Source organism: Pseudomonas sp. FG43, from assembly GCF_057809175.1.
The window spans coordinates 269,939-294,112 of sequence record NZ_JBMDJL010000005.1 but is presented as its reverse complement, the minus strand read 5'-3'; the positions used below and the strand labels follow the sequence as shown (position 1 = coordinate 294,112).

General features: G+C 58.3%; 22 protein-coding genes. 16 read left to right on the top strand and 6 right to left on the bottom strand.

The window, feature by feature from the left end:
* Positions 1-132: 132 nt before the first annotated feature.
* The 5 genes from ACODS3_RS08830 (at position 133) to ACODS3_RS08810 (ending at position 5,519) form a co-directional block, all read left to right on the top strand.
* Complete coding sequence (locus ACODS3_RS08830) at positions 133-1,230, top strand: polyamine ABC transporter substrate-binding protein (RefSeq protein WP_201007235.1); 1,098 nt, start codon at positions 133-135, stop codon at positions 1,228-1,230.
* 241 nt (positions 1,231-1,471) lie between these two features.
* Positions 1,472-2,539, top strand: a complete 1,068-nt coding sequence (locus ACODS3_RS08825; RefSeq protein ID WP_489033999.1) for a polyamine ABC transporter substrate-binding protein — start codon at positions 1,472-1,474, stop codon at positions 2,537-2,539.
* Positions 2,540-2,599: 60 nt separating this feature from the next.
* Positions 2,600-3,742, top strand: a complete 1,143-nt coding sequence (gene potA / locus ACODS3_RS08820) for a polyamine ABC transporter ATP-binding protein (RefSeq protein WP_201020666.1) — start codon at positions 2,600-2,602, stop codon at positions 3,740-3,742.
* Positions 3,739-4,659, top strand: coding sequence for an ABC transporter permease subunit (locus tag ACODS3_RS08815; RefSeq protein WP_201007230.1), 921 nt, complete (start codon positions 3,739-3,741; stop codon positions 4,657-4,659). The genes potA and ACODS3_RS08815 overlap by 4 nt, the downstream gene beginning before the upstream one ends.
* Positions 4,656-5,519, top strand: a complete 864-nt coding sequence (locus ACODS3_RS08810; RefSeq protein ID WP_201020665.1) for an ABC transporter permease subunit — start codon at positions 4,656-4,658, stop codon at positions 5,517-5,519. Before ACODS3_RS08815 ends, ACODS3_RS08810 begins: the two co-directional genes overlap by 4 nt.
* 66 nt (positions 5,520-5,585) lie before the next feature.
* Here the strand turns inward: ACODS3_RS08810 and ACODS3_RS08805 are convergent, their stop codons facing one another.
* Together ACODS3_RS08805 and ACODS3_RS08800 are read right to left on the bottom strand one after the other, a co-directional pair.
* Positions 5,586-7,973 (bottom strand): penicillin acylase family protein, encoded by a 2,388-nt coding sequence (locus ACODS3_RS08805; RefSeq protein WP_201020664.1) that lies wholly within the window; start codon positions 7,971-7,973, stop codon positions 5,586-5,588.
* A 170-nt stretch (positions 7,974-8,143) separates the two neighbouring features.
* The gene (locus tag ACODS3_RS08800) at positions 8,144-8,713 is read right to left on the bottom strand and encodes a DUF6436 domain-containing protein (protein ID WP_201020663.1); all 570 of its coding nucleotides are present in this window, start codon (positions 8,711-8,713) and stop codon (positions 8,144-8,146) included.
* 103 nt (positions 8,714-8,816) lie between these two features.
* On the opposite strand from ACODS3_RS08800, the gene bipL reads away from it, so the two are divergent.
* Positions 8,817-9,758: a phospholipase BipL gene (bipL, locus tag ACODS3_RS08795; protein WP_201020662.1), complete on the top strand. Its 942-nt coding sequence runs from the start codon at positions 8,817-8,819 to the stop codon at positions 9,756-9,758.
* A gap of 10 nt (positions 9,759-9,768) precedes the next feature.
* On the opposite strand, the gene ACODS3_RS08790 is transcribed toward bipL, so the two are convergent.
* Positions 9,769-10,527, bottom strand: coding sequence for a DUF2059 domain-containing protein (locus tag ACODS3_RS08790; RefSeq protein WP_304576078.1), 759 nt, complete (start codon positions 10,525-10,527; stop codon positions 9,769-9,771).
* Positions 10,528-10,669: 142 nt separating this feature from the next.
* Between ACODS3_RS08790 and ACODS3_RS08785 the strand changes: the two genes are divergently transcribed.
* Positions 10,670-11,305, top strand: a complete 636-nt coding sequence (locus tag ACODS3_RS08785) for a 2OG-Fe(II) oxygenase (protein ID WP_489033998.1) — start codon at positions 10,670-10,672, stop codon at positions 11,303-11,305.
* Between the two features lie 132 nt (positions 11,306-11,437).
* The gene (locus ACODS3_RS08780) at positions 11,438-11,875 is read left to right on the top strand and encodes a DUF4399 domain-containing protein (protein WP_489033990.1); all 438 of its coding nucleotides are present in this window, start codon (positions 11,438-11,440) and stop codon (positions 11,873-11,875) included.
* 63 nt (positions 11,876-11,938) lie between these two features.
* Here ACODS3_RS08780 and serA read toward each other — a convergent pair whose 3' ends face one another.
* Positions 11,939-13,168, bottom strand: coding sequence for a phosphoglycerate dehydrogenase (gene serA, locus ACODS3_RS08775; RefSeq protein ID WP_201007220.1), 1,230 nt, complete (start codon positions 13,166-13,168; stop codon positions 11,939-11,941).
* Between the two features lie 159 nt (positions 13,169-13,327).
* On the opposite strand from serA, the gene ACODS3_RS08770 reads away from it, so the two are divergent.
* The 4 genes from ACODS3_RS08770 (at position 13,328) to ACODS3_RS08755 (ending at position 17,563) form a co-directional block, all read left to right on the top strand.
* Positions 13,328-14,722, top strand: coding sequence for an FAD-binding oxidoreductase (locus tag ACODS3_RS08770; RefSeq protein WP_489033989.1), 1,395 nt, complete (start codon positions 13,328-13,330; stop codon positions 14,720-14,722).
* 54 nt (positions 14,723-14,776) lie between these two features.
* Positions 14,777-15,442 (top strand): fumarylacetoacetate hydrolase family protein, encoded by a 666-nt coding sequence (locus ACODS3_RS08765; RefSeq protein ID WP_201007218.1) that lies wholly within the window; start codon positions 14,777-14,779, stop codon positions 15,440-15,442.
* A gap of 222 nt (positions 15,443-15,664) precedes the next feature.
* On the top strand, positions 15,665-16,582 hold the full coding sequence (locus ACODS3_RS08760; RefSeq protein ID WP_489033988.1) for an SdiA-regulated domain-containing protein: 918 nt from the start codon (positions 15,665-15,667) through the stop codon (positions 16,580-16,582).
* Between the two features lie 87 nt (positions 16,583-16,669).
* On the top strand, positions 16,670-17,563 hold the full coding sequence (locus ACODS3_RS08755; RefSeq protein WP_489033987.1) for an SdiA-regulated domain-containing protein: 894 nt from the start codon (positions 16,670-16,672) through the stop codon (positions 17,561-17,563).
* A 54-nt stretch (positions 17,564-17,617) separates the two neighbouring features.
* Here the strand turns inward: ACODS3_RS08755 and rpiA are convergent, their stop codons facing one another.
* Entirely contained in the window at positions 17,618-18,289 is a 672-nt protein-coding gene (gene rpiA, locus ACODS3_RS08750) for a ribose-5-phosphate isomerase RpiA (protein ID WP_201007215.1), read from the bottom strand.
* A gap of 144 nt (positions 18,290-18,433) precedes the next feature.
* On the opposite strand from rpiA, the gene ilvA reads away from it, so the two are divergent.
* Positions 18,434-19,948 (top strand): threonine ammonia-lyase, biosynthetic, encoded by a 1,515-nt coding sequence (gene ilvA, locus ACODS3_RS08745; protein WP_489033997.1) that lies wholly within the window; start codon positions 18,434-18,436, stop codon positions 19,946-19,948.
* Between the two features lie 212 nt (positions 19,949-20,160).
* Positions 20,161-20,556, top strand: a complete 396-nt coding sequence (locus tag ACODS3_RS08740; RefSeq protein WP_489033986.1) for a DUF2269 family protein — start codon at positions 20,161-20,163, stop codon at positions 20,554-20,556.
* Positions 20,557-20,568: 12 nt separating this feature from the next.
* Here ACODS3_RS08740 and ACODS3_RS08735 read toward each other — a convergent pair whose 3' ends face one another.
* Complete coding sequence (locus ACODS3_RS08735) at positions 20,569-21,222, bottom strand: histidinol-phosphatase (RefSeq protein WP_201001398.1); 654 nt, start codon at positions 21,220-21,222, stop codon at positions 20,569-20,571.
* Between the two features lie 142 nt (positions 21,223-21,364).
* On the opposite strand from ACODS3_RS08735, the gene ACODS3_RS08730 reads away from it, so the two are divergent.
* Together ACODS3_RS08730 and ptsP are read left to right on the top strand one after the other, a co-directional pair.
* On the top strand, positions 21,365-21,844 hold the full coding sequence (locus tag ACODS3_RS08730; RefSeq protein WP_025262356.1) for an RNA pyrophosphohydrolase: 480 nt from the start codon (positions 21,365-21,367) through the stop codon (positions 21,842-21,844).
* Positions 21,845-21,865: 21 nt separating this feature from the next.
* Positions 21,866-24,145: a phosphoenolpyruvate--protein phosphotransferase gene (gene ptsP, locus ACODS3_RS08725; protein ID WP_201018357.1), complete on the top strand. Its 2,280-nt coding sequence runs from the start codon at positions 21,866-21,868 to the stop codon at positions 24,143-24,145.
* The last annotated feature ends 29 nt before the right edge of the window (positions 24,146-24,174 follow it).

Sequence of the window (24,174 nt, the reverse complement as noted above, 5' to 3'; positions counted from 1 at the left end):
TGAATTCGCTACGACGGGAATTCCTGGGTTGTGTGGTGAAAGTTGGCTTGAAAGCGCGAACCGGAACTTGCCAGACTAATGGCTAGAAGCCGCTAATCTAACGGTCAGTGATAGAACATTGGAGCTGTACGCATGAAAAAATTTGGCAAGACCCTCCTCGCCTTGTCCCTCATGGGCGTTGTGGCCGCAACTGCGCAGGCCGATGACAAAGTGCTGCACGTTTATAACTGGTCCGATTACATCGCACCGGACACCGTTGCCAAATTCGAGAAAGAGTCCGGCATCAAGGTGGTCTACGACGTTTTCGACAGCAACGAAACACTGGAAGCCAAGCTGCTGGCGGGCAAGTCCGGTTATGACATCGTTGTGCCGTCCAACAATTTCCTGGCCAAGCAGATCAAGGCTGGCGTCTATCAGGAACTGGACAAGTCCAAGCTGCCCAACTACGGCAACCTGAACAAGGACCTGCTCAAGGCCGTTTCGGTCAGCGACCCGGGCAACAAGCACGCTTTCCCGTACATGTGGGGCTCGATCGGTATCGGCTTCAACCCCGAGAAGGTCAAGGCTGCTCTGGGTGCCGATGCGCCGGTCAATTCCTGGGATCTGCTGTTCAAGCCTGAAAACGCAGCCAAGCTGAAGTCCTGCGGTATCAGCTTCCTCGATTCGCCAACCGAAATGTTGCCGATCGCCCTGCATTACCTTGGCTACCCGACCGACTCCCAGGACAAGAAGCAACTCGCCGAAGCCGAGGCGCTGTTCCTGAAGATTCGTCCTTCGATTGCCTACTTCCACTCCTCCAAGTACATCTCCGACCTGGCCAACGGCAACATCTGTGTAGCGGTCGGCTACTCGGGTGATATCTATCAGGCCAAGGCGCGTGCGGAAGAAGCGGGTGGCAAGGTCAAGGTCAGCTACAACATTCCGAAAGAAGGTGCTGGCAGCTTCTTTGACATGGTCGCCATTCCCAAGGATGCCGAGAACGTCGACGGCGCCTACAAGTTCATGACCTTCCTGATGAAGCCGGAAATCATGGCTGAAATCACCAACGAAGTACGTTTCCCGAACGGTAACTCGGCAGCGACTGCGCTGGTCAACAAGGAAATCACCAGCGATCCGGGTGTCTATCCACCTGCAGACGTACAGGCCAAGCTCTATGCAATTGCTGACTTGCCTGCTGCTACCCAGCGGATCCTGACCCGCAGCTGGACCAAGATCAAATCGGGCAAGTAACCGCCTTCCGGTAGGAGCGAATTCATTCGCGAAGCTCTTTTCATTCAATGCAATTGCGGCGTCTGAACAAGAGCTTTCGCGGATGAATCCGCTCCTGCGGGCGGTGTGTCATATAAAGTTCTTTGCGATTTGCAGTCATCAACGGTAAGTTGCCGACCCATTTTTCAGCTCACCGATACGGGCGCCAGACCCCATACTGAAAAGGATTGTTTACGTGTCTATTTCTTTATTGGCCAAATCGATGCTCGCTGTTGCGGTTCTGGCAATGGCTACCGGTGCTCAGGCTGAGTCCACCGTACACATCTACAACTGGTCCGATTACATCGGCAAGACCACTCTGGCGGATTTTGAAACCACGACCGGCATCAAGCCGTTGTACGACGTATTCGACTCCAACGAAACCCTGGAAGCCAAGCTGCTGGCCGGGCGTACCGGTTACGACGTGGTAGTGCCGTCCAACCATTTCCTGGGCAAGCAGATCAAGGCTGGAGCGTTCCAGAAGCTCGACAAGTCGCTGTTGCCCAACTACAAGAACCTCGATCCTGCGCTGCTCAAGCGTCTGGAGAAGAACGATCCGGGCAACCAGTACGCCGTGCCTTATCTGTGGGGCACCAATGGCATCGGTTATAACGTCGAGAAGGTAAAGGCAGCGCTGGGTGTCGACAGGATCGACTCCTGGTCCGTGCTGTTCGAGCCCGAAAACATCAAGAAACTCTCCAGTTGCGGCGTGGCGTTCCTCGATTCAGCCGATGAAATGATTCCGGCCATGCTCAACTACATGGGCCTGGACCCCAACAGCATCAAGGAAGCCGATTACAAGAAGGCTGAAGCCAAGCTGTTGGCGGTACGTCCTTATGTCACCTATTTCCATTCATCCAAATACATTACCGATCTGGCCAACGGCGATATCTGCGTTGCGGCCGGTTTTTCGGGCGATGTCTTCCAGGCTCGCGACCGTGCAGAAGAGGCGGGCAAAGGCGTGAAGATTGCCTACGCGATTCCCAAGGAGGGCGGCAATCTCTGGTTCGACATGCTGGCTATCCCGGCTGACTCCAGAAACGTCAAGCAAGCCAGCGCCTTCATCAACTATCTGCTTGATCCTGCGGTGATCGCCAAAGTCAGTGATGAAGTCGGTTATGCCAACCCGACACCGGCGTCCGGTGATCTGATGGATCAGGACATTCGCACCGATGAAGCGGTCTACCCGCCTCAGGAAGTGCTGGACAGGCTGTTCGTGAATAGTGAGTTGCCACCCAAGGTGCAACGTTTGATGACCCGCAGCTGGACCAAGGTCAAGTCGGGGAAATAAAAAATCCAGCGCCCGACCGCACGGGTCGGGCTGCATACCTATTTGTTGGGAGTTTCACCCATGCCAGTTGCCTCCGGCGCCTACAAGAAAGCCATCGAAGGCGGTCAGCAACCCACAGAGGTTCTGGTCAGGATCGATCGAGTCACGAAAAAGTTCGACGAGACGGTTGCCGTGGACGATGTGTCCCTGCAAATCAACAAGGGCGAGATCTTCGCCCTGCTCGGCGGTTCCGGGTCAGGCAAGTCCACATTGCTGCGCATGCTGGCCGGTTTCGAGCGCCCGACCGAGGGGCGTATCTTCCTGGACGGCGTCGACATCACCGACATGCCGCCCTACGAACGTCCGATCAACATGATGTTCCAGTCCTACGCGCTGTTCCCGCACATGACCGTGGCCGACAACATCGCCTTCGGCCTCAAGCAGGACAAGCTGCCCAAGGAAGAAATCGAGGCCCGTGTGGCCGAGATGCTCAAGCTGGTACACATGACCCAGTACGCCAAGCGCAAGCCGCATCAGCTTTCCGGTGGCCAGCGTCAGCGCGTGGCCTTGGCCCGCTCGCTGGCCAAGAAGCCCAAGTTGCTGCTGCTCGACGAGCCCATGGGCGCGCTGGACAAGAAGCTGCGTTCGCAGATGCAACTGGAGCTGGTGGAGATCATTGAGCGCGTTGGCGTGACCTGTGTGATGGTGACCCACGATCAGGAAGAGGCCATGACCATGGCCGCACGCATCGCGATCATGCACCTGGGCTGGATCGCCCAGATCGGCAGCCCTATCGACATCTACGAAACGCCTACCAGCCGACTGGTCTGCGAGTTCATCGGCAGCGTCAATCTGTTCGAGGGCGAGGTGATCGAGGACATGGAAGGCTATGCGCTGATTCGGAGTCCTGACCTTGAGCGCCAGATCTATATCGGGCACGGCGTGACCACGTCGGTGGAAGACAAGCACATCACGTATGCACTGCGCCCGGAAAAACTGCTGATCACCACTGAACAGCCGACCTTCGAGCACAACTGGTCGCGCGGCAAGGTACATGACATCGCCTATCTGGGCGGCCACTCGGTATTCCATGTCGAGTTGCCCGGCGGCAAGCTGGTGCAGTCCTTCGTCGCCAACGCCGAGCGCCAGGGTACCCGACCCACCTGGGGCGATGAAGTCTACGTGTGGTGGGAAGACGACAGCGGCGTGGTACTGCGCTCATGAAAATCCGCAAGATCAAACGTGCGCTCCAGCGCATCACGCCCAATGGCCGGCAACTGGTCATTGGTGCGCCGTTTCTCTGGCTGTTTCTGTTTTTCGCCTTGCCGTTCCTGATCGTTCTCAAGATCAGCTTCGCCGAGGCGGATGTGGCGATCCCACCGTATACCGAGATCTTCAGTTACGCCGAGGACAAGCTGCAACTGGTCCTGAATCTGGCCAACTACACGCTGTTGAGCGGTGATGATCTCTATATCTCGGCCTATCTGGGCTCGCTGAAGATGGCATTCTTCAGCACCTTGCTGTGCCTGTTGATCGGCTACCCCATGGCTTACGCCATCGCCAACGCCCGCAAGGACATGCAGACCGTGCTGTTGCTGCTGATCATGATGCCGACCTGGACGGCGATTCTGATTCGCGTCTATGCCTGGATGGGCATCCTCAGCAACAACGGGCTGCTCAACGCCTTCCTGATGTGGCTGGGCCTGATCGACGAGCCGTTGCAGATCCTCAATACCAACCTGGCGGTCTACATCGGTGTGGTTTATTCCTACCTGCCATTCATGATCCTGCCGCTGTACGCCAACCTGGTCAAACACGACCCGAGCCTTCTGGAAGCCGCATCGGATCTGGGTTCCAGTACCTTCAACAGCTTCTGGAAAATCACTGTGCCGCTCTCCAAGAACGGCGTGATTGCGGGCTGCATGCTGGTGTTCATTCCGGTAGTGGGCGAGTTTGTAATCCCTGAACTGCTGGGTGGCCCGGAAACCCTGATGATCGGGCGTGTCCTGTGGCAAGAGTTCTTCAACAACCGTGACTGGCCGGTTGCTTCGGCGCTGGCGGTAATCATGCTGCTGGTATTGATCGTGCCCATCATTCTGTTCAACCGTAGCCAGGCTAAAGAACTGGAGGGCAAGGTATGAACCGCTTTCGATTCTCGAACCTGATGCTCATCCTTGGCCTGCTGTTCATCTACGCGCCGATGGTCATCCTGGTCATCTACTCGTTCAACGACTCCAAGCTGGTAACCGTCTGGGGTGGCTGGTCGGTCAAGTGGTATGTCGGCCTGCTGGACAATACCCAACTGATGGGCTCGGTGTGGCGCTCGCTGGAAATCGCGCTCTATACAGCGATTGCCGCTGTTGCGCTGGGCACCATGGCGGCTTTTGTCCTGACCCGAATCTCACGTTTCAAGGGCCGTACGGTCTTTGGCGGGCTGGTCACTGCACCGCTGGTCATGCCGGAAGTGATTACCGGTCTGTCGCTGTTGCTGCTGTTCGTGGCCATGGCGCAGTTGATCGGCTGGCCGCAGGAGCGTGGCATCGTCACCATCTGGATCGCCCACACCACCTTCTGCTCGGCCTATGTCGCAGTGGTGGTGTCGTCGCGTCTGCGTGAGCTGGACCTGTCCATCGAAGAAGCGGCCATGGACCTGGGCGCCCGGCCGTGGAAGGTGTTTTTCCTGATCACCATCCCGATGATCGCGCCATCGCTGGCCGCGGGCGGCATGATGTCCTTTGCCCTGTCGCTGGACGATCTGGTACTGGCCAGCTTCGTATCCGGGCCGGGCTCGACGACATTGCCGATGGAAGTGTTTTCTGCTGTTCGCTTGGGCGTGAAGCCGGAAATCAACGCAGTGGCCAGCCTGATCCTGCTGGCGGTTTCGCTGGTGACTTTCCTGGTCTGGTACTTCACCCGCAGGGCCGAGGAGCGCCGCAAGCGCGCCATCCAGCAGGCCATCGAAGAAAGCGCTGCCGATACCTACAAGCCGCGTACTGCCTGACCTGTAGGAACGGATTCATCCGCGAAGAGGCCATTGAGGCCATTCGCGAATGAATCCGCTCCCGGGTTATTTCCCCGGCACCAGCTTCAACAGCCCCTCGGTATGCTCCTCAACGTCCTTCTCGCTGAAGCGCTGTGGCACATACTCGCCGTTGATGTACGCCTTGGCCTGATCCGAATAATGCCGGTCGAACGGCACACCGCTTTGTCCGACCGGGTTGATACCCAGGCTGTGGGCCGGGTCGGCGAAGTCGATCAGGCGACGGGTCGATGGGCCGTAATTGACCGGCCATGGTGCCGTGCGCAGGCGTGACGAGAGGTTGTTGGGAACCTCATGGCTGCCCGGCGCGGCATAAGGGCCGACATTGAATATGCGGTCCAGCGGCTTTTGCGAACCCAGCGGATGACCATGGGTCAGGGTATGTACTTTGCCCCACACCCACTCGTCCGGGTTGTTGCCATACATGGATTTCAAGTGCGAAACACTGGCGCGCCACGCAACCTTGACTGTATTGGCGCGACTCTCGGTATGCGGTGAATGGCGATTGTTCCACCAGGGTGAATTCGCATCGGCTGCCAGACGTGGCAGGGCCGCATCGAGTACCCGTGATGTGGTCAGGGTTTCAAAGAAGCCGTCACCCAGTTCGTCGTGAAAGGTTTCCTCTGTCAGGTCAAACAGGAACTGGCTGAACAGGGTTGCGCCTACAGAATCGACCGGATAATCGCCTTTCCATTGGGCCAGGCGCTCCACCAGTGCCAGTTCTTCCGGATCGGTGATCTCGCTGCGCAGAACCGGAATCAATGGCGTCAGGATGTTTTGGGCGTAGTCGGTTCGAGTGCCCAGTTGCAGCGCCTTGCTGTTGTTCAGATCCCACTTGATCGCCGGGTCGCTCAGTTGCCTGTTCAGGTACTGCCCGCGGTCGGCCGGGTTGTAATAGCCCGGAATCTGCATGCCGGTCGGCGACAGCGGCTGGAAGTTGGCCGAGATGATATAGCCACGCGCCGGGTTTTCTTCCTGCGGGTTGGCGCTGAACGGGTAGAAGCCAAGCTTGTCGGCCTGCGCCGTGCTGCCATCCAGAATGTAGGCGGGGTTGACCCCTTCAGGCCGGATCGGCAGTTGTGCTGCCGCCCACCAGCCGATATCGCCCTGATTGTTGGCCCAGACAATGTTAAGGCCCGGCGACTGGATCTTCTCGGAGGCATGCCGCATTTTTTCCAGTGTGTTGGCGCGGTTGGCTTCATAGAAACCATCGAGTACCGGGTTTTCCGACACCAGGAACGACCACCACATGGCAATGGGAGCCTTGCCCCCGTTCTTGCCCACCACATCGTTGACGATCGGGCCGTGGGGCGACTGGCGCAGGGTCAGTGCTACATCTGGCTGGCCCTTGACCTTGATCTGTTGTTCGGTGCTGGTCATGTCCACCCATTTGCCCTGATACCAGACCTGGTTCGGGTTTTCGGGGTTGGTCTTTTCGGCAATCAGATCCACGTCGTCGTTCTGGAACATGGTCAGGCTCCAGCCGAAGTCCATGTTGTGGCCAAGGAACGCGAACGGGTTGAGGGCCTGATAATGGCCGTACAACTCAAAGCCCGGTGCGGAGAGTTGTGCTTCGTACCATACGGACGGCACTGAAAAACTGATGTGCGGATCGCCCGCAAGCAAGGGTTTGCCGCTCTGGGTACGGCTGCCGGACACCGCCCAGGCATTGCTGCCCTCAAACTGTGGCAGGCCGGCGGCTGCGACAGCTTCGTGGCTTAGTTGCGCGAGGGTGTTGAGGTCTTTCCAGTCGGCACTGGACAGGGCTGGTTTTTGATCGAGCATACCTTGAGGGTGCCAGTCCAGATCAAAAACCTTCAGGTACTGTGGGCCGAGTTCGTCACGCACATAGGTCAGCAGTGGTTCGGTCCGAAAGGCCGCAGCAAAGCTGTAGGCCAGGTAGCCGGCGATGCTCAGGGTGTCCTCAGCCGTGAAAGGGCGTTTCGGGATACCCAGTGCATCGAACTCCATCGGTTTTGCGTGGGTGTCCTGATACTGGTTGACTCCATCCAGGTAGGCTTGCAGCGCTTTCCAGGACGGGGCTTGCGGGTTCTGGCGGGCGACATACGCATCGGCGTGTTCGCGTATGCGCAGGCTGCGGAACATCTTGTCGGTTCCGATCAGGTTGGGCCCCAGGATTTCGGCCAGTTCGCCTCGTGCCAGACGGCGCAGCATCTCCATCTGGAACAGGCGGTCCTGCGCATGGACGTAGCCGAGGGCGCGATACATGTCCGCTTCGTTCTCGGCCCGAATATGCGGCACGCCGCGTTCGTCGTAGCGCACGCTGACCGGCGCCTGCAAATGTGTCATGGCAATTTCGCCGTCTCGCACCGGCTGTTTGCTATGGATATACCAGCCAGCGGCTGCTGCAAGCAGTGCGATGAGAATGGCGAGAATGGCAAGGATGCGCTTCATTAAAACTTCCCTATGAAAGGCTCGGGCAGGGGATGTGCAGGCTACAGGAGTGGATGGTTTTCGCGAATGAATTCGCTCCCACACCGCCCTGTGGAGCGAATTCATTCGCGAACAGGCCGCCGCAACAGGGCAAAACGGTCTCTACATGAACGGATGGGCACTCGGGATATTTATTGCCAGGCGCAGTAACAGCCCACGGCCATGGTGTTTGTGCTGTTCACGTTGCGACCGTCGAGCAGGGCGTGCAGGATCGGCTCGATGAAGCTGTTGCCGGAGTTGCAGGTCAGCCCCTCGCTGTAAGGCCCGAAATACGCGAGTTTGCCGTCGCGATCCCAGATGGCGACTGCCGGGCTGACGGTGATTTTTTCGGCACCCGCAAGCGTGCTCAGTGTTTTGATCGTATCGGCTGTTTGTGACGATGGTTCGGGCGTACCGGGCTTCTGCACGACATAGAAATCCACTCCTTTGTCGCCACCGAAGTGCTCAATCAACTCAGACAGATGCTGCTGGTTGCCGACATTGCACGGGCAGGACGGGTCCTTGAAATGCACCAGACGAATACGTCCCTTGCCAGCCAGTTCGGGTGGAAGGCTCAGGCTATCGCCAGTGAACAGGGCGGTCTGATCACTGAAAGTGCGCACGTAGCGGCTCTGAAACCAGTCATGGGCCATCCACAATCCTGCCGCACAGATCAGGACGAACAAGCAGGCAAACAGGTTGCGGCGCTGTGAGGCTTTCATGACAGACGTTTCTATTTAGGGTGGCGTAGCTTGCCACGCCCGAGCAGACAGATGAATATCGCTACACTGTCTTTTCAAGGTCATGTCGGAATCTGGAAGCCTTATGTCTGCAACGTTTGACCCTGATCAATTACGCGCCACGCTGTCACCGCTGAGTGCGATGGAATCGCTCTCTCTGGATGGGCAGCTCTATCAGCGTTTCTATGGCCTGGCGGGGCTTGGTGGCGAGAATGTCATACGCAGCTGGCTCGGGCGCCTGGATGTCGGGGGGTATGAGATTGTCGGGCAGGTCTGGTTGCCCGAGCAGCCTGTGGCAACCCTGTTTCTGTTCCATGGTTTCTATGACCACATGGGCCTGTATCGGTACGTGATCGAATGGGCGCTGTCCCAGGGTTTTGCCGTGATTTCCTGCGACTTGCCGGGACATGGGCTGTCCAGCGGCAGCAGGGCGAGCATCAATGACTTTGCCGAGTATCAGGCGGTATTGCAGCGTTTGCTGCTGGAGGCCGAGAGCCTGAACCTGCCACAGCCCTGGCATCTGTGCGGACAAAGCACTGGCGGGGCAATCGTGATCGACCATTTGCTCAATCAGGGCAATGACAGCCCGGCGCAGGGCAAGGCGATTCTCTTGTCGCCACTGGTTCGGCCTCGTGCCTGGGGTTGGTCAAAGCTCAGTTATTACATGCTCAAGCCTTTTGTGGACGGCATTGCCCGGCGGTTTTCCGAGAACACCAATGCTCCGGCTTTCCTGCCATTCCTGCTGGCCGACCCATTGCAGCCGCGCCGTCTGCCGACCGCCTGGGTGGGAGCCTTGTCGCGCTGGATCGTGCAGATCGAGCGTGCGCCGCGCAGTACGCGCAGCCCGCTGATCATTCAGGGCGATGCGGACATGACGGTTGACTGGAATCACAATCTGACGGTGCTCAAGGCCAAGTTCAGCGAGCCGCAGATCCTGATGCTCGGCAAGGCGCGGCATCATCTGGCCAATGAAATGCCGGAGTTCCGGGCGCGATATTTCGAGTTTCTGAAAGGGCGCATGGATTGAGCGCGGGAGATTACATGGCTGGTGCCAGGCTGGAGGTGCTTTGCCCGACTGCAAGCCCTGCGCGGATCGCGGCCAGGGCTGCCTGATAATAGGCCCGGCCTTCCGTTGATTCAGCGAAACTCGAAAACTCTTCCAGTTCCGGATCGGACAAGTCGCGGTAGACGTACAGCAGCGTGTTGTTCAGGTCTGCGCTGATCTGCGCCATCAGGCGTTCGCGCTGCCCTTCAAGCATGCCTTGTGCCTGTCCGCCGCCCAGAAGGCCCGGAATCATCTGGCTCAGGCTGTCGGCTGCCACGCCGGCAATGGCGAGGCTGACTTCTGCGCCGGCCTGCTTGGCGGGCAGCGCCTGGGCCAGGTGGCCGATCAACAACTGGCGTGTGGCGTCGGCTTCGATCTGGGGCAGTCCCTGAGCGTGCTTGGCCAACTGGTCCGCGCGGGTCGCCGTCAACTCTGCCTTGACGATCTTGCGTCCCAGCGGGGACTGGAAGAATCGCAGCGCAGGTGCCGGGTCTTTAAGGCTTTCACGCAGGCGCTTTTCTGCCCGCTGATCCATGGCCTGCGGTGCAAAGCGCTGGTTGCTGTTATTGACCAATGCCTGAAATACCGCTGGCGGCAGATTTTCGCGGTAGCGTTGTTGAGCAGCCTTGATGGCATCGTTGAAATGCGCGCGCTGTTCTGGCCAGCCGGCGGCCTTGTACAACTGATCGTGGCCGTCTGCCCAGGCGGGCAAGGCGCAGAACATCAACAGCAAAACAAACAAACGACGCATTCGGGACTCCTGTCGGCAGGTCGCTATTCTCGGGGTGTTCACGGGGATTTGTCGAGTTATGACTGCCCTTGCTGCATGAAAACACCCGCACATGACCGTGCGACGTACACACCTCTGTCGAATTCAGGGGCTTATGGATACTATGCACGCCATGCGCATATCTCCCGATCACCCACTCCTGTTGCGAATCGTCGACGACCTGGCCGCCAATGGCTGGTCGCAGCAGAATATTTTCCTGCCCGAAGGTCTGACCCGCGAACTGGCACAAGAGTGCCATCGACGTGCAGCCGAGGGTGAGCTTGAGCCTGCCGGTGTCGGACGAGGGCTTGCGCAGGAAGTGCGCGAAGGTATTCGCGGCGATCATATCCAGTGGCTTGAGGCGGGGCAGGCCGAGTGCAGCGACCGCTATCTGGAGCTGATGGACAGCTTGCGTCTGGCGCTCAATCGCGGTCTGTTCCTGGGGCTGGAAGATTACGAAAGCCATTTCGCCCTTTATCCGCCAGGGGCGTTCTACCTCAAGCATGTGGATCGCTTTCGCGATGATGACAAGCGCATGGTCTCGGCCGTGCTCTATCTGAATCAGGCCTGGCTGCCCGAGCATGGCGGGCAATTGCGCATGTACCTCAAGGGTGACGTGACCTATGACGTCCAGCCTGCAGGCGGTTGTCTGGTGGTGTTCCTGTCCGGCGATATCCCCCATGAAGTGCTGCCTGCCGCCCGCGAACGACTGTCCTTGACCGGCTGGTTCCGGCGTCGGGGCAACGAACTGTTCCTTTGAGGCCGTCCGGCTTCATGAAATCTGTGTCATGAACCCCATTCTCCCGGGTGGAGGGCTATCGTAAAGAACTGTGCTGAACCGAAGGCATGGGTTCAGGTCCGATAGGTAGTCTCATAAACGCCCGGAGAGATCATGACATCCCTATTTTCCAGAACTGCCCTCGCAGGTCTGTTGCTGGCAGCGTCGACCTTTATTCATGCGGCCGATATCCCGCGTACCGCTTCGCCTGCGGGCGCGGAGGTTTACATCATCTCGCCCAAGGACGGAGAAACCGTGACGTCGCCGTTCAAGGTGCAGTTTGGTCTGAAAGGGATGGGTGTTGCGCCAGCAGGTGTCGATATACCCGAGACTGGCCATCATCATTTGCTGATCGATGTAAAGGATGAGCCTGCAGCGAATGCTCCGCTACCTACCACCGACAATATCCGCCATTTCGGCAAGGGTCAGACCGAAACCGTACTGAGCCTGCCACCGGGCAGCCACACCCTCCAGTTGCTGTTGGGTGACAAGTCGCATATCCCGCTGAATCCGACGGTCGAGTCGAAGAAGATCACGGTCAACGTCAAGTAGGAGCGGATTTATCCGCGAAATTGCTTCGCGAATGAATCCGCCCCTACTGGGGCATGGCCGTTATCAGAACAGAACGCGGCTACGGATGGTGCCTTTGATCTGTTGCAGCTTCTCTTGTGCCAGGTCCGAGTAATCGGCGTCCACGTCGATGACCACGTAGCCGACTTTCTCGTTGGTCTGCAGGAACTGGCCGGAGATGTTGATGCCGTTTTCCGCGAACACCTTGTTGATCTCGCTCAGCACGCCCGGAATGTTTTCGTGGATGTGCAGCAGGCGGTGTTTGCCTGGGTGAGCAGGCAGAGCCACTTCCGGGAAGTTGACCGAGGAAACCGAAGTACCGTTGTCGCTGTACTTGACCAGTTTTTCCGCAACTTCCAGACCGATGTTGGCCTGAGCTTCGGCAGTGGAGCCGCCGATGTGCGGGGTCAGGATCACGTTGTCCAGGCCACGCAGCGGGCTCTCGAAGATGTCGTCGTTGGAGCGAGGCTCCACCGGGAATACGTCGATTGCAGCGCCGATCAGGTGCTTGTCCTTGATCGCGTCTGCCAGGGCATCCAGCTCGACCACGGTGCCGCGAGCGGCGTTGATCAGGATGCTGCCCTTTTTCATGGCGCGGATTTCTTTCTCGCCGATCATCCACTGGGTTTCAGTGGTTTCCGGAACGTGCAGGGTCACGATGTCGGCCAGGCCCAGCAGCTCGGTCAGGCTGGCAACCTGAGTGGCGTTGCCCAGCGGCAGCTTGGTCAGGGTGTCGTAGAAGTAGACCTGCATGCCCAGGCCTTCAGCCAGTACCGACAATTGAGTACCGATCGAGCCGTAGCCGATGATGCCCAGTTTCTTGCCACGGATCTCGAAGGAGTTGGCCGCGCTCTTGATCCAGCCGCCACGGTGGCAGGAAGCGTTCTTTTCCGGGATACCGCGCAGCAGCAGGATGGCCTCGGCCAGCACCAGCTCGGCTACGGAGCGAGTGTTGGAGTACGGGGCGTTGAACACCGCGATGCCGCGCTCACGCGCTGCGTCGAGGTCAACCTGGTTGGTGCCGATGCAGAAGCAACCGACTGCGACCAGTTTCTTGGCGCTGTCGAACAGCTCTTCAGTCAACTGGGTGCGCGAGCGGATACCGATGAAATGGGCGTCGGCAATCTTTTCCTTCAGCTCGGCTTCCGGCAGAGACTTGGTGTGGTACTCGATGCTGGTGTAGCCGGCGGCCTTGAGGACGTCAACGGCGGATTGGTGGACGCCTTCGAGAAGAAGGAACTTGATCTTGCTCTTGTCGAGGGAAGTCTTGCTCATCTGCGTAAACCTGTGTCCCGGGGAAAAATGGCAGGAGGGCCGGATCGGCCGTAGGCACGATTCGCGGGGGGCGTATGCTAGCATATGCACCCCGCGAAACCCCATTCCCGAACGTGAACCGTTCTCAGGATGCCCATGAATTGTTCGAGAGTTGCGTCCATGACCAATCCCGCTTTGATTGATGAGCTAAAAACCCTGGTCGAGCCAGGCAAGGTGTTGACCGATAGCGGTTCTCTCGAAGCCTACGGCAAGGACTGGACCAAACAGTTCACGCCCGCCCCCACGGCCATCGTGTTTCCCAAGACCATCAAGCAAGTTCAGGCCATCGTGCGTTGGGCCAACGAGCGTCTTGTGGCGCTGGTGCCTTCGGGCGGCCGGACGGGGCTTTCAGCCGCAGCGGTAGCGGCTAATGGCGAAGTGGTGGTTTCGTTCGACTACATGAATCAGGTCCTGGAGCTCAATGTCACGGAGCGTACGGCCGTTTGTCAGCCCGGCGTGATCACCCGGCAGTTGCAGACTCTGGCTCAGGATAACGGTCTGTATTACCCGGTGGATTTCGCTTCTTCGGGCTCCAGTCAGATTGGCGGCAATATCGGCACAAATGCTGGCGGGATCAAGGTCATTCGCTACGGAATGACTCGCAACTGGGTCGCGGGCCTCAAGGTCGTCACCGGTAAGGGCGACCTGTTGGAACTGAACAAGGACCTGATCAAGAACGCCACCGGCTACGACATGCGTCAGTTGTTCATCGGCGCCGAAGGCACGCTGGGCTTTGTGGTCGAAGCAACCATGCGCCTCGATCGTGCGCCCCGCAACCTGACCGCGATGGTGCTGGGAACCACTGATTTCAATTCGATCATGCCTGTGCTGCATGCCTTCCACGGCAAGCTGGACCTGACGGCGTTCGAGTTCTTCTCCGACAAGTCGTTTGCCCGCGTCATGGCCCGTGGCGACGTGCCTTCGCCATTCGACACGCCTTGCCCGTTCTATGTGCTGCTGGAGTTTGAAGCGACCACCGAGGATGTGGCCAACGATGCCCTGGCAACATTCGAGCATTGTGTCGAGCAGGGCTGGGTGCTCGATGGCGTGATGAGCCAGAGCGAGCAACAGTTGCAGAACCTGTGGAAGCTGCGCGAATACATTTCCGAAACCATTTCCCACTTCACGCCCTACAAGAACGATATTTCGGTCACGGTTTTGAAAGTGCCGGCTTTCCTGGGCGAGATCGATGCCATCGTTGCAGAGCACTATCCTGACTTCGAAGTGCTCTGGTACGGCCATATTGGCGATGGCAACCTGCATCTGAACATTCTCAAGCCCGAGAGTCTGGACAAGAACGAGTTCTTCCAGACCTGTGCCAAGGTCAACAAATGGGTGTTCGAGACAGTGGAGAAATACAACGGCTCGATTTCTGCCGAGCACGGTGTGGGGATGACCAAGCGTGACTATCTGACGTACAGTCGCTCACCTGCTGAAATCGAATACATGAAAGCGCTGAAGGCGGTCTTCGACCCTAACGGCATCATGAACCCGGGCAAGATATTTGCTGTTTGATCAGCCGACACACCTTATTCAACGAAGCCAGAATTATCAGACCCAGGAGACGTCATGAGCTACCAGCACAAATATGTCGATGGAACGAGCATCCACTTCCCGCTGGGCAAAGTGGTCTGTATCGGTCGTAACTATGCCGAACACGCCAAGGAACTGGGCAATCCGGTCCCGACCGAGCCGTTGCTGTTCATGAAACCCGGCAGTTCCGTGGTTGCTCTGGAAGGCGGGTTCAGCATTCCGGCAGATCGCGGTTCCGTGCATTACGAAGCCGAAATCGTCGTCCTGATCGGCAAGCCGCTGAGCAAGAACCCTTCCCGCGAAGAAGTACTCGACGCCATCAGTGGCTTTGCTCCGGGCCTGGACCTGACCTTGCGTGACGTGCAGTCGCGTCTGCGCGAAAAAGGGCTGCCATGGGAACTGGCCAAGTGTTTCGACGGAGCTGCAGTCATCGCTCCTTTCGTGCCTGCCGAAACCTACCCGGACCTGACCGATATCGGTATTCGTCTGACCATCAACGGCAAGGTCGTACAGGATGGCAACAGCAGCCTGATGCTTAACCCGATCGTGCCGATGATCCAGCACATGGCCGCCAACTTCTCGTTGCAGGCCGGTGACATCATCATGACTGGCACCCCGGCAGGCGTCGGGCCGTTCGAGGCCGGTGACGAAATCGTGCTTGAGCTGACCGGCCAGAACCGCTTTGAGAGCGTCGTTCGTTAAACGCCCGGTTGCTGCTTTTGAAAAACGCCTGAGATGACCTCTCGGGCGTTTTTTTTGGCTCTGTCTTGTGGCCCTGTCGCCAGCAAGCTGCCTCCCACAGACACTGAACCGGCTTGGCAGCATCAATTGGCGTTTTTTTCACACTTGATCTGGATAATCCGGCTGCCTCTCATCCGAGGGCTTTAGGTTATGGTTGCGTTATATCAGCTCAGGAATTCATGAATGGCCAGGCTTCCCGCGTCTCAAAATAGCCGTTTCCGTCTGTTGGGCATGCGTTGGTATGCATGGTTGCTACTGGTTCTGGTCATGGGATATGCCCTGGCGTTTGCGATGCACTGGGATGATCGTGCATTGCTATGGGTCAAGGAAGGCTTCCAGAGCAAGGCGTCCCGCAGCGCCAGCATCTGGCTCCCGGACTACAAGGTAGAGATCGATGCCAAGCCATTGTCCGGCATGGAGAAGGACGAAGCCTCCGATCTGTCTTACAACCCGGTGACCAAGACATTGTTCTCGGTCATGGGCAAGCATCCGTTCCTGGTAGAACTGACCCTCAAGGGCGATGTATTGCGCAAGATCCCCTTGGTGGGCTGGAGCAACCCCGAGGGTATTGCCGTCCTGAATGACGGCCTGATCGGAATTACCGACGAACGCCAGCATGTACTGAGCATCGTCAGGGTGACCGCCGAGACCACGACGCTGAACATGGCCGATTTCCCCAAATACGAACTTGGCCCTTCAAAGAACCAGAACAAGGGTTTTGAAGGCGTGGCCTGGGACCCGGTCCGTCAGCAGATATTGCTGGGTGAAGAGCGTCCGCCTGCCTTGTTTACATGGAAGAGTGATGGCAGTGACGTATTGAAGGGCGAGAAACAAAAAGTCACCAGTATCTCGCTGGACGTGCGCAACCTTTCTTCATTGAGTATCGACCCTCGCACCGGGCATACGCTGGTGCTTTCTGCCGATTCACACCTGTTGCTGGAAATTGACGAAAACGGACAGCAAGTCAGCTTCATGACCTTGCTGGGTGGCATGAACGGCTTGAAAGACACTATCCCGAGGGCAGAAGGTGTGGCGCTGGACGAGGAGGGGACGTTGTATATGGTCAGCGAGCCGAACCTGTTTTATTCGTTTCGCAAATAGTGAAGCGTGAAATGGCATTGCGCTATTAAGCATGAATTCAGATTCCCATGATATTCATGCTGCCCGATTAATATTTGAGTTGCCTTGATGCGTCTCCCTATTCGATCTGCCCTGTTGTTTTCGTTGATGATTGCGCTGGCTGCCTTGCTGTTTTTTGCGGATCGGGAATATCGTTTCGTGAAGCGTGCTTCGTTTGCCTGGCAGATGCTCTGGCAGCCGGATTTGCAGCAGACGGTCGGTCTTGATCGCTACAAGGTCGAGATTGAAGGGCAGGTGATTGAAGGGCTTGAGGACGATGTCTCGGCCCTGAGTTACGACCCGGATCGCAAAAGCCTGTTCACGGTAACCAACCAGAAGAACGAAATGGTCGAGCTGAGCCTGGATGGCCGCATCCTGCGGCGCATCCCCTTGACCGGTTTCGGCGATTCGGAAGCCATCGAGTACATCAGCCCTGGCGTTTATGTCATCAGTGACGAGCGCCAGCAGCGCTTGCTCAAGGTTCATGTAGACGACAACACCCAGACCCTCGATGCCGCCGATGCGGTGCAACTGACACTGAGTATCGATGTGGGCCGCAACAAGGGCTTTGAAGGCCTGGCCTACGATATCAAGGGCCAGCGGCTGTTCATCGCCAAGGAAAGCGAGCCGGTACAGATCGTCGAAATACGCGGTTTCCCCCAGAGCAGTAACAGCCTTGGCGTCATTTTCGACAGAAAACGCGATGCAGGCCTGTTTGTACGCGACATGTCCAGCCTGTACTTCGATGCTCCTACGGGCCACTTGCTGCTCATGTCCGATGAGTCGAAAAAGATCCTGGAACTCAATGACGAAGGTCGCCCGATTGCCAGCGCTTCCTTGAAGAAGGGCAAGCTGGGTTTGAGCAAGGACGTGCCGCAGGCCGAGGGTTTTACCCTGGATGACGAGGGGACGCTCTACGTAGTGAGCGAGCCGAATCTGTTCTACAAGTTTCGCAAGCCATAGGCTTCGTTCAAGCCAGAGTTCCGCGACGGGAACTCTGGTCAAACTGCCCGCTGTTTAGCGAGTCAGGGTTTTCACGCCTTCGGCGGTACCCAGCAACAACAGGTCTGCACCGCGAGCCGCGAACAGGCCGTTGGTGACCACGCCCACGATGGCGTTGATCTGCGTTTCCAGCTCCACCGGGTTGGTGATGCTCATGTTGTGAACATCGAGAATGATATTGCCGTTGTCGGTCAAGACGCCTTCACGATAGACCGGGTCGCCGCCCAGCTTGACCAGTTGGCGTGCAACATGGCTGCGCGCCATCGGGATGACTTCGACCGGCAGCGGGAATGCGCCCAGCACCGGCACCAGCTTGCTGCCGTCGGCGATGCAGATGAAGGTCTTGGCCACGGCGGCCACGATTTTCTCGCGAGTCAGCGCAGCACCGCCGCCCTTGATCAGGTTCAGGTGCTCGTCGCTTTCATCGGCGCCGTCGATGTAGAACTCCAGATCGCTGACCGTATTGAGTTCATAGACCGGAATGCCATGGCTCTTGAGGCGTGCTGCCGTGGCTTCGGAGCTGGCAACTGCACCATCAAACGCAGCCTTGTGTTTGGCCAGCGCATCGATGAAGCAGTTGGCCGTGGAGCCGGTGCCGACACCGATGATGCTCTTGTCGTCGATCTTGGGAAGAATGAAATCGACAGCGGCTTGAGCCACGGCCTGTTTGAGTTGATCCTGAGTCATGCTGGCTCCACGGTGCCAAAGGTGCAAAAAGGGGCCGCATTATAGCGATGACTGCGCCGCAAAGCCCCGTCATTCGTATGGTCGTTCATCGGAGTGCGGAGTAGACTTCTCGGCCTTGCCCTCTTCGCCAGTGATATCGCCCCGATGCTTGAACAGTACGTCAAGAAAATCCTCACGTCCCGCGTCTATGACGTCGCCGTAGAAACCCCGTTGCAGGGCGCTCGCCAGCTTTCCGAACGGCTGTCCAACCAGGTGCTGCTCAAGCGCGAAGACCTGCAACCGGTGTTCTCCTTCAAGATTCGTGGTGCTTACAACAAGCTGGCGCAACTGAGCCCTGAAGAACTGGCGCGTGGCGTGGTCACGGCCTCGGCGGGCAACCATGCACAAGGCCTGGCGTTGGCGGCGAAAGTGTTGGGTATCAAGGCGACCATCGTCATGCCCAAGACCACGCCCGAGATCAAGGTCGAGGGTGTGCGCTCACGGGGCGCGCAAGTGGTGCTGCACGGTGATTCATTCCCCGAGGCGCTAGCCTACTCGCTCAAGCTGGTGGACGAACAGGGCTTCGTCTACATCCACCCGTACGACGATCCCGACACCATTGCCGGGCAAGGCACGGTGGCCATGGAAATCCTGCGTCAGCAACCGGGCCAGCTGGACGCCATTTTCGTCCCGGTGGGCGGTGGTGGTCTGATTGCGGGCATTGCCGCTTACGTCAAATACTTGCGCCCGGACATCAAGGTCATCGGCGTCGAGCCGGACGACTCCAACTGCCTGCAAGTCGCCATGGCTGCCGGTGAGCGCGTGGTGCTGAATCAGGTCGGGCTGTTTGCCGATGGCGTGGCGGTGGCGCAGATCGGCCATCACACCTTTGAGGTCTGTCGTCACTACGTCGATGAAGTCATCACCGTCAGCACCGACGAAATCTGCGCAGCCATCAAGGACATCTACGATGACACCCGCTCCATCACCGAACCGGCCGGTGCGCTGGGTGTGGCCGGGATCAAGAAATATGTCGAGCAACGTGGCATCAGCGGCCAGACGCTGGTGGCCATAGATTCCGGCGCCAACGTCAACTTCGACCGCCTGCGCCATGTGGCCGAGCGTGCCGAACTGGGTGAAGGCCGCGAAGCCATCATCGCCGTGACCATCCCCGAGCAGCCGGGCAGCTTCAAGGCGTTCTGCCAGGCCATCGGCAAGCGCCAGATCACCGAGTTCAACTATCGCTACCACACCGACCGCGAGGCCCACATCTTCGTCGGCGTGCAGACTCATCCTGACACTGACCCGCGCAGCGCCCTGATCGCCAGCCTGACGGAGCAAGGCTTCCCGGTGCTGGACCTGACCGATAACGAACTGGCCAAGCTGCATATCCGGCATATGGTCGGCGGGCATGCCGAGCGGGTGGATGATGAAGTGGTGCTGCGCTTCGAGTTCCCGGAACGGCCGGGCGCGCTGTTCAACTTCCTCAACAAACTGGGCGGGCGCTGGACCATCTCGATGTTCCACTACCGCAACCACGGCGCCGCCGATGGCCGCGTAGTGGCCGGGCTAGTGGTGCCGGAAGAGGAACGGCATCTGGTGGGCGCAGCGCTGGAGGAGATTGGCTATCCGTACTGGGATGAGAGCCAGAATCCGGCGTACAAGCTGTTTCTGGGGTAAGCGATCTGTGGGTGTAATGCTGATCTAAGGCATGCATATCACCTGCGGGAGGGGCCTTGGCCGCGGCGACTTGCTTACAGGCAACATGTTTTCAGCGCCTGAAACTATGCTGTCGCGGCCAAGGCCCCTCCCACGGATTGTGATTCCAGCCACCCGATTTCCACCTTGATTTGCTACGCTCAATACAGCTTCGCCAGCAAGGGATGTCCGCAATGGAATACATCACAGCGCTGAAAACCCTGCATATAGCCGCCATCACGCTATGGTTGCTCAGCGCCTTCGGGCTGGCTTTCTGGGTCATCAAGAAGCATGTTCATGACCGCCTTTTGCAACGCCCGGCCTTGTTTGTCTGGCTGCTGATGGCCGTCTGCCTGGCGATCCTGCCTTTCAGCGGCTGGTGGCTGGTTCATCTGCTCGGCTGGTCACTGGGGCAGGCGTGGGTGCTGGCCAGTAGCGTGCTTTATGTTGTGGGGCTTTTCAGTTGGGTCTGGCTGGTGAGTCGGCTGGCCGGGAAGGCTGGCAATCTGCGGTTCACCTTGGCGCTGGCAGTCATTACCACCGTCTGCCTTATAGTGATGGCCGGTCTGATGGTCTTCAAACCGGCTTGATCGCGGCATTTCTCAACGCAGGGAAATCACCTGCCAGCCGCGCTTCTCTGCTTCTGCACGCAGTTTCGGGTCCGGGTCCACGGCCACTGGATGGGCGACCTGTTCCAGCAATGGCAGGTCATTCATGGAATCGCTATAGAAATAGCTGCCTTCCAGACTGAATGCGTTCTCTTCAAGCCAATGATTGAGCCGAGTCACCTTGCCTTCACGGAAGCAGGGTATACCTGTCGTGCGGCCGGTATAGCGCCCGTCGATCTGCTCGCACTCGGTCGCCAGCAAGGTGTCGATCCCCAGGCGGGCGACGATTGGCGCGGTAACGAAGCGGTTTGTGGCGGTTATGACCACCAGTTTGTCACCTGCGTCGCGGTGTTTGGCGATCAGTTCCAGCGCCTTGGGCAGTACGATAGGTTCGATGCAGTCGCGCATGAAGTCCCGGTGCCATTCATCAAGCTGGGCCATTTCTGTGCGACCCAGGATTTCAAGGCTGAAATTCAGGTAGTCGGTCAGGTTGAGCGTGCCGGCCAGGTAATCTTCATAGAATGCGTCGTTGCGCGTTTTGTAGGCCACGGCATCGAGGATGCCGCGTTCGCACAGGTAATCGCCCCAAGCGTGATCGCTGTCACCGCCCAGAAGTGTGTTGTCGAGGTCGAATAAAGCCAGGCGCATGTGGTTACTCGCTGAAATAACTGAAAAAAGAGCACAAGAATACGAGGTTTTCACAAGACTTCACATAAGGTGCTAAGGCTCGTTGCTGCTTTGATCGCCTTTGTGGAACAATGCGGCGACATGCGTTTGCGAGGTTGTTGCCGTGATCGACCCCGATGGTTTCCGTCCTAATGTCGGGATTATTCTGACAAACGATGCTGGTCAGGTCCTATGGGCTCGGCGTATTAACCAAGATGCCTGGCAGTTTCCGCAGGGTGGAATCAACCCTCAGGAGACGCCGGAAGACGCGCTTTATCGTGAATTGAATGAAGAAGTCGGGCTGGAACGACAGGATGTGCAGATTCTGGCCTGTACCCGAGGCTGGTTGCGCTATCGTCTGCCGCAACGACTGGTCCGTACTCATAGCCAACCGCTATGTATCGGCCAAAAACAGAAATGGTTTCTCCTGCGCCTGATCTCCAACGAGCAGCGGGTGCGGATGGATTTGACCGGTAAACCGGAGTTCGATGGCTGGCGCTGGGTCAGCTATTGGTATCCGTTAGGCCAAGTGGTGACATTCAAGCGCGAGGTGTATCGACGCGCACTCAAAGAGCTTGCCCCGCGCCTTTTATCGCGCGACTGACACGGAGTTCGACCCCGAGCCATGCTCAATACGCTGCGCAAGATCGTCCAGGAAGTTAACTCCGCCAAGGATCTCAAGGCGGCGTTGGGCATTATTGTGTTGCGCGTCAAGGAGGCCATGGGTAGCCAGGTCTGCTCGGTCTATCTGCTTGACCCCGAAGCCAACCGTTTTGTGCTGATGGCTTCCGAGGGCCTGAACAAGCGCTCCATCGGCAAGGTGAGCATGGCGCCGAACGAAGGCCTTGTGGGCCTTGTCGGTACACGCGAAGAGCCGCTGAACCTCGAAAACGCTGCCGATCACCCCCGTTATCGCTACTTTGCCGAAACCGGTGAAGAGCGTTATGCCTCTTTCCTGGGCGCGCCGATCATCCATCACCGTCGTGTGGTTGGCGTGTTGGTGATCCAGCAAAAGGAGCGGCGTCAGTTCGACGAAGGGGAAGAAGCCTTCCTCGTCACCATGAGTGCCCAACTGGCAGGCGTAATCGCCCATGCCGAAGCCACTGGCTCGATCCGCGGTCTGGGTCGTCAGGGCAAGGGTATCCAGGAAGCCAAGTTTGTCGGCGTGGCCGGTTCGCCCGGTGCGGCGGTCGGCGTGGCGGTGGTCATGTTGCCACCCGCCGATCTGGAAGTGGTCCCCGATAAAGCTGTCACTGATATCGATGCCGAACTGGCGCTGTTCCAGAATGCGCTGGAAGGCGTGCGCAATGACATGCGTACCCTGTCAGCCAAGCTTGCGACCCAGTTGCGGCCTGAAGAGCTGGCACTGTTCGACGTTTACCTGATGATGCTCGACGACGCTTCGCTGGGTAGCGAAGTGACCAATATCATCAAGACCGGCCAATGGGCGCAGGGTGCCTTGCGTTCGGTGGTGAACGAGCACGTCAACCGTTTCGAGCTGATGGACGACGCCTACTTGCGCGAGCGTGCATCGGACGTCAAGGACCTTGGTCGTCGTTTGCTGGGTTACCTCCAGGAAGCCCGGCAGCAGGCTCTGGTATACCCCGACAACACCATTCTGGTCAGTGAAGAACTGTCTCCGGCGATGCTGGGTGAAGTGCCGGAAGGCAAGCTGGTCGGTCTGGTGTCGGTACAGGGCTCGGGTAACTCCCATGTCGCGATTCTGGCGCGGGCCATGGGGATTCCCACGGTCATGGGCCTTGTGGACTTCCCTTATTCCAAGGTGGATGGGATCGACCTGATCGTCGATGGCTATCACGGTGAAGTCTTCACCAACCCCAGCGACATCATGCGCCAGCAGTTCACCAAGGTGGTGGAGGAAGAGCGTCAGCTGTCCCAAGGGCTCGATGCCCTGCGCGAGCTGCCTTGCGTGACACTGGATGGTCATCGCATGCCGCTGTGGGTCAATACCGGCTTGCTGGCTGACGTCGCACGTGCCCAACAGCGTGGCGCCGAAGGTGTGGGCCTGTATCGCACCGAAGTGCCGTTCATGATCAATCAGCGTTTCCCGAGCGAAAAGGAACAGCTGGCCATTTATCGTGAACAACTGGCAGCCTTCCATCCGCTGCCGGTGACCATGCGCAGCCTGGATATCGGCGGCGACAAGGCGCTGTCCTACTTCCCGATCAAGGAAGAGAACCCGTTCCTGGGCTGGCGCGGCATTCGCGTCACCCTCGACCACCCGGAAATCTTCCTGGTGCAGACCCGCGCCATGCTCAAGGCCAGTGAAGGTCTGAACAACCTGCGCATTCTGCTGCCGATGATTTCCAGCACCCATGAAGTGGAAGAGGCCTTGCACCTTATCCACCGCGCATGGGGCGAAGTGCGTGATGAAGGCACCGATGTGCCGATGCCGCCTGTCGGTGTCATGATCGAAATCCCGGCAGCGGTCTATCAGACCCGCGACCTGGCTCGTCAGGTGGACTTCCTGTCCGTGGGCTCCAACGACCTGACCCAATACCTGCTGGCGGTTGACCGCAACAACCCGCGTGTCGCCGACCTCTACGACTACCTGCACCCGGCGGTGCTGCAAGCGCTGCAAAGCGTCGTGCGCGATGCCCATGCCGAAGGCAAGCCGGTGAGTATCTGCGGCGAGATGGCGGGCGATCCTGCTGCGGCCGTGCTGTTGATGGCGATGGGCTTTGACAGCCTGTCGATGAACGCCACCAACCTGCCGAAAGTGAAATGGATGCTGCGCCAGATCAACCTCAGCAAGGCCAAGGAACTGCTGGCCCAGTTGATGACCAACGACAACCCGCAAGTGATCAGCAGCTCGCTGCAACTGGCGCTGCGCAATCTGGGTCTGTCCCGGATGATCAATCCGGGTTCGGTCAAAGGGCATTGAGGGCGCTTCGACTGTATCGATCTGTCGCG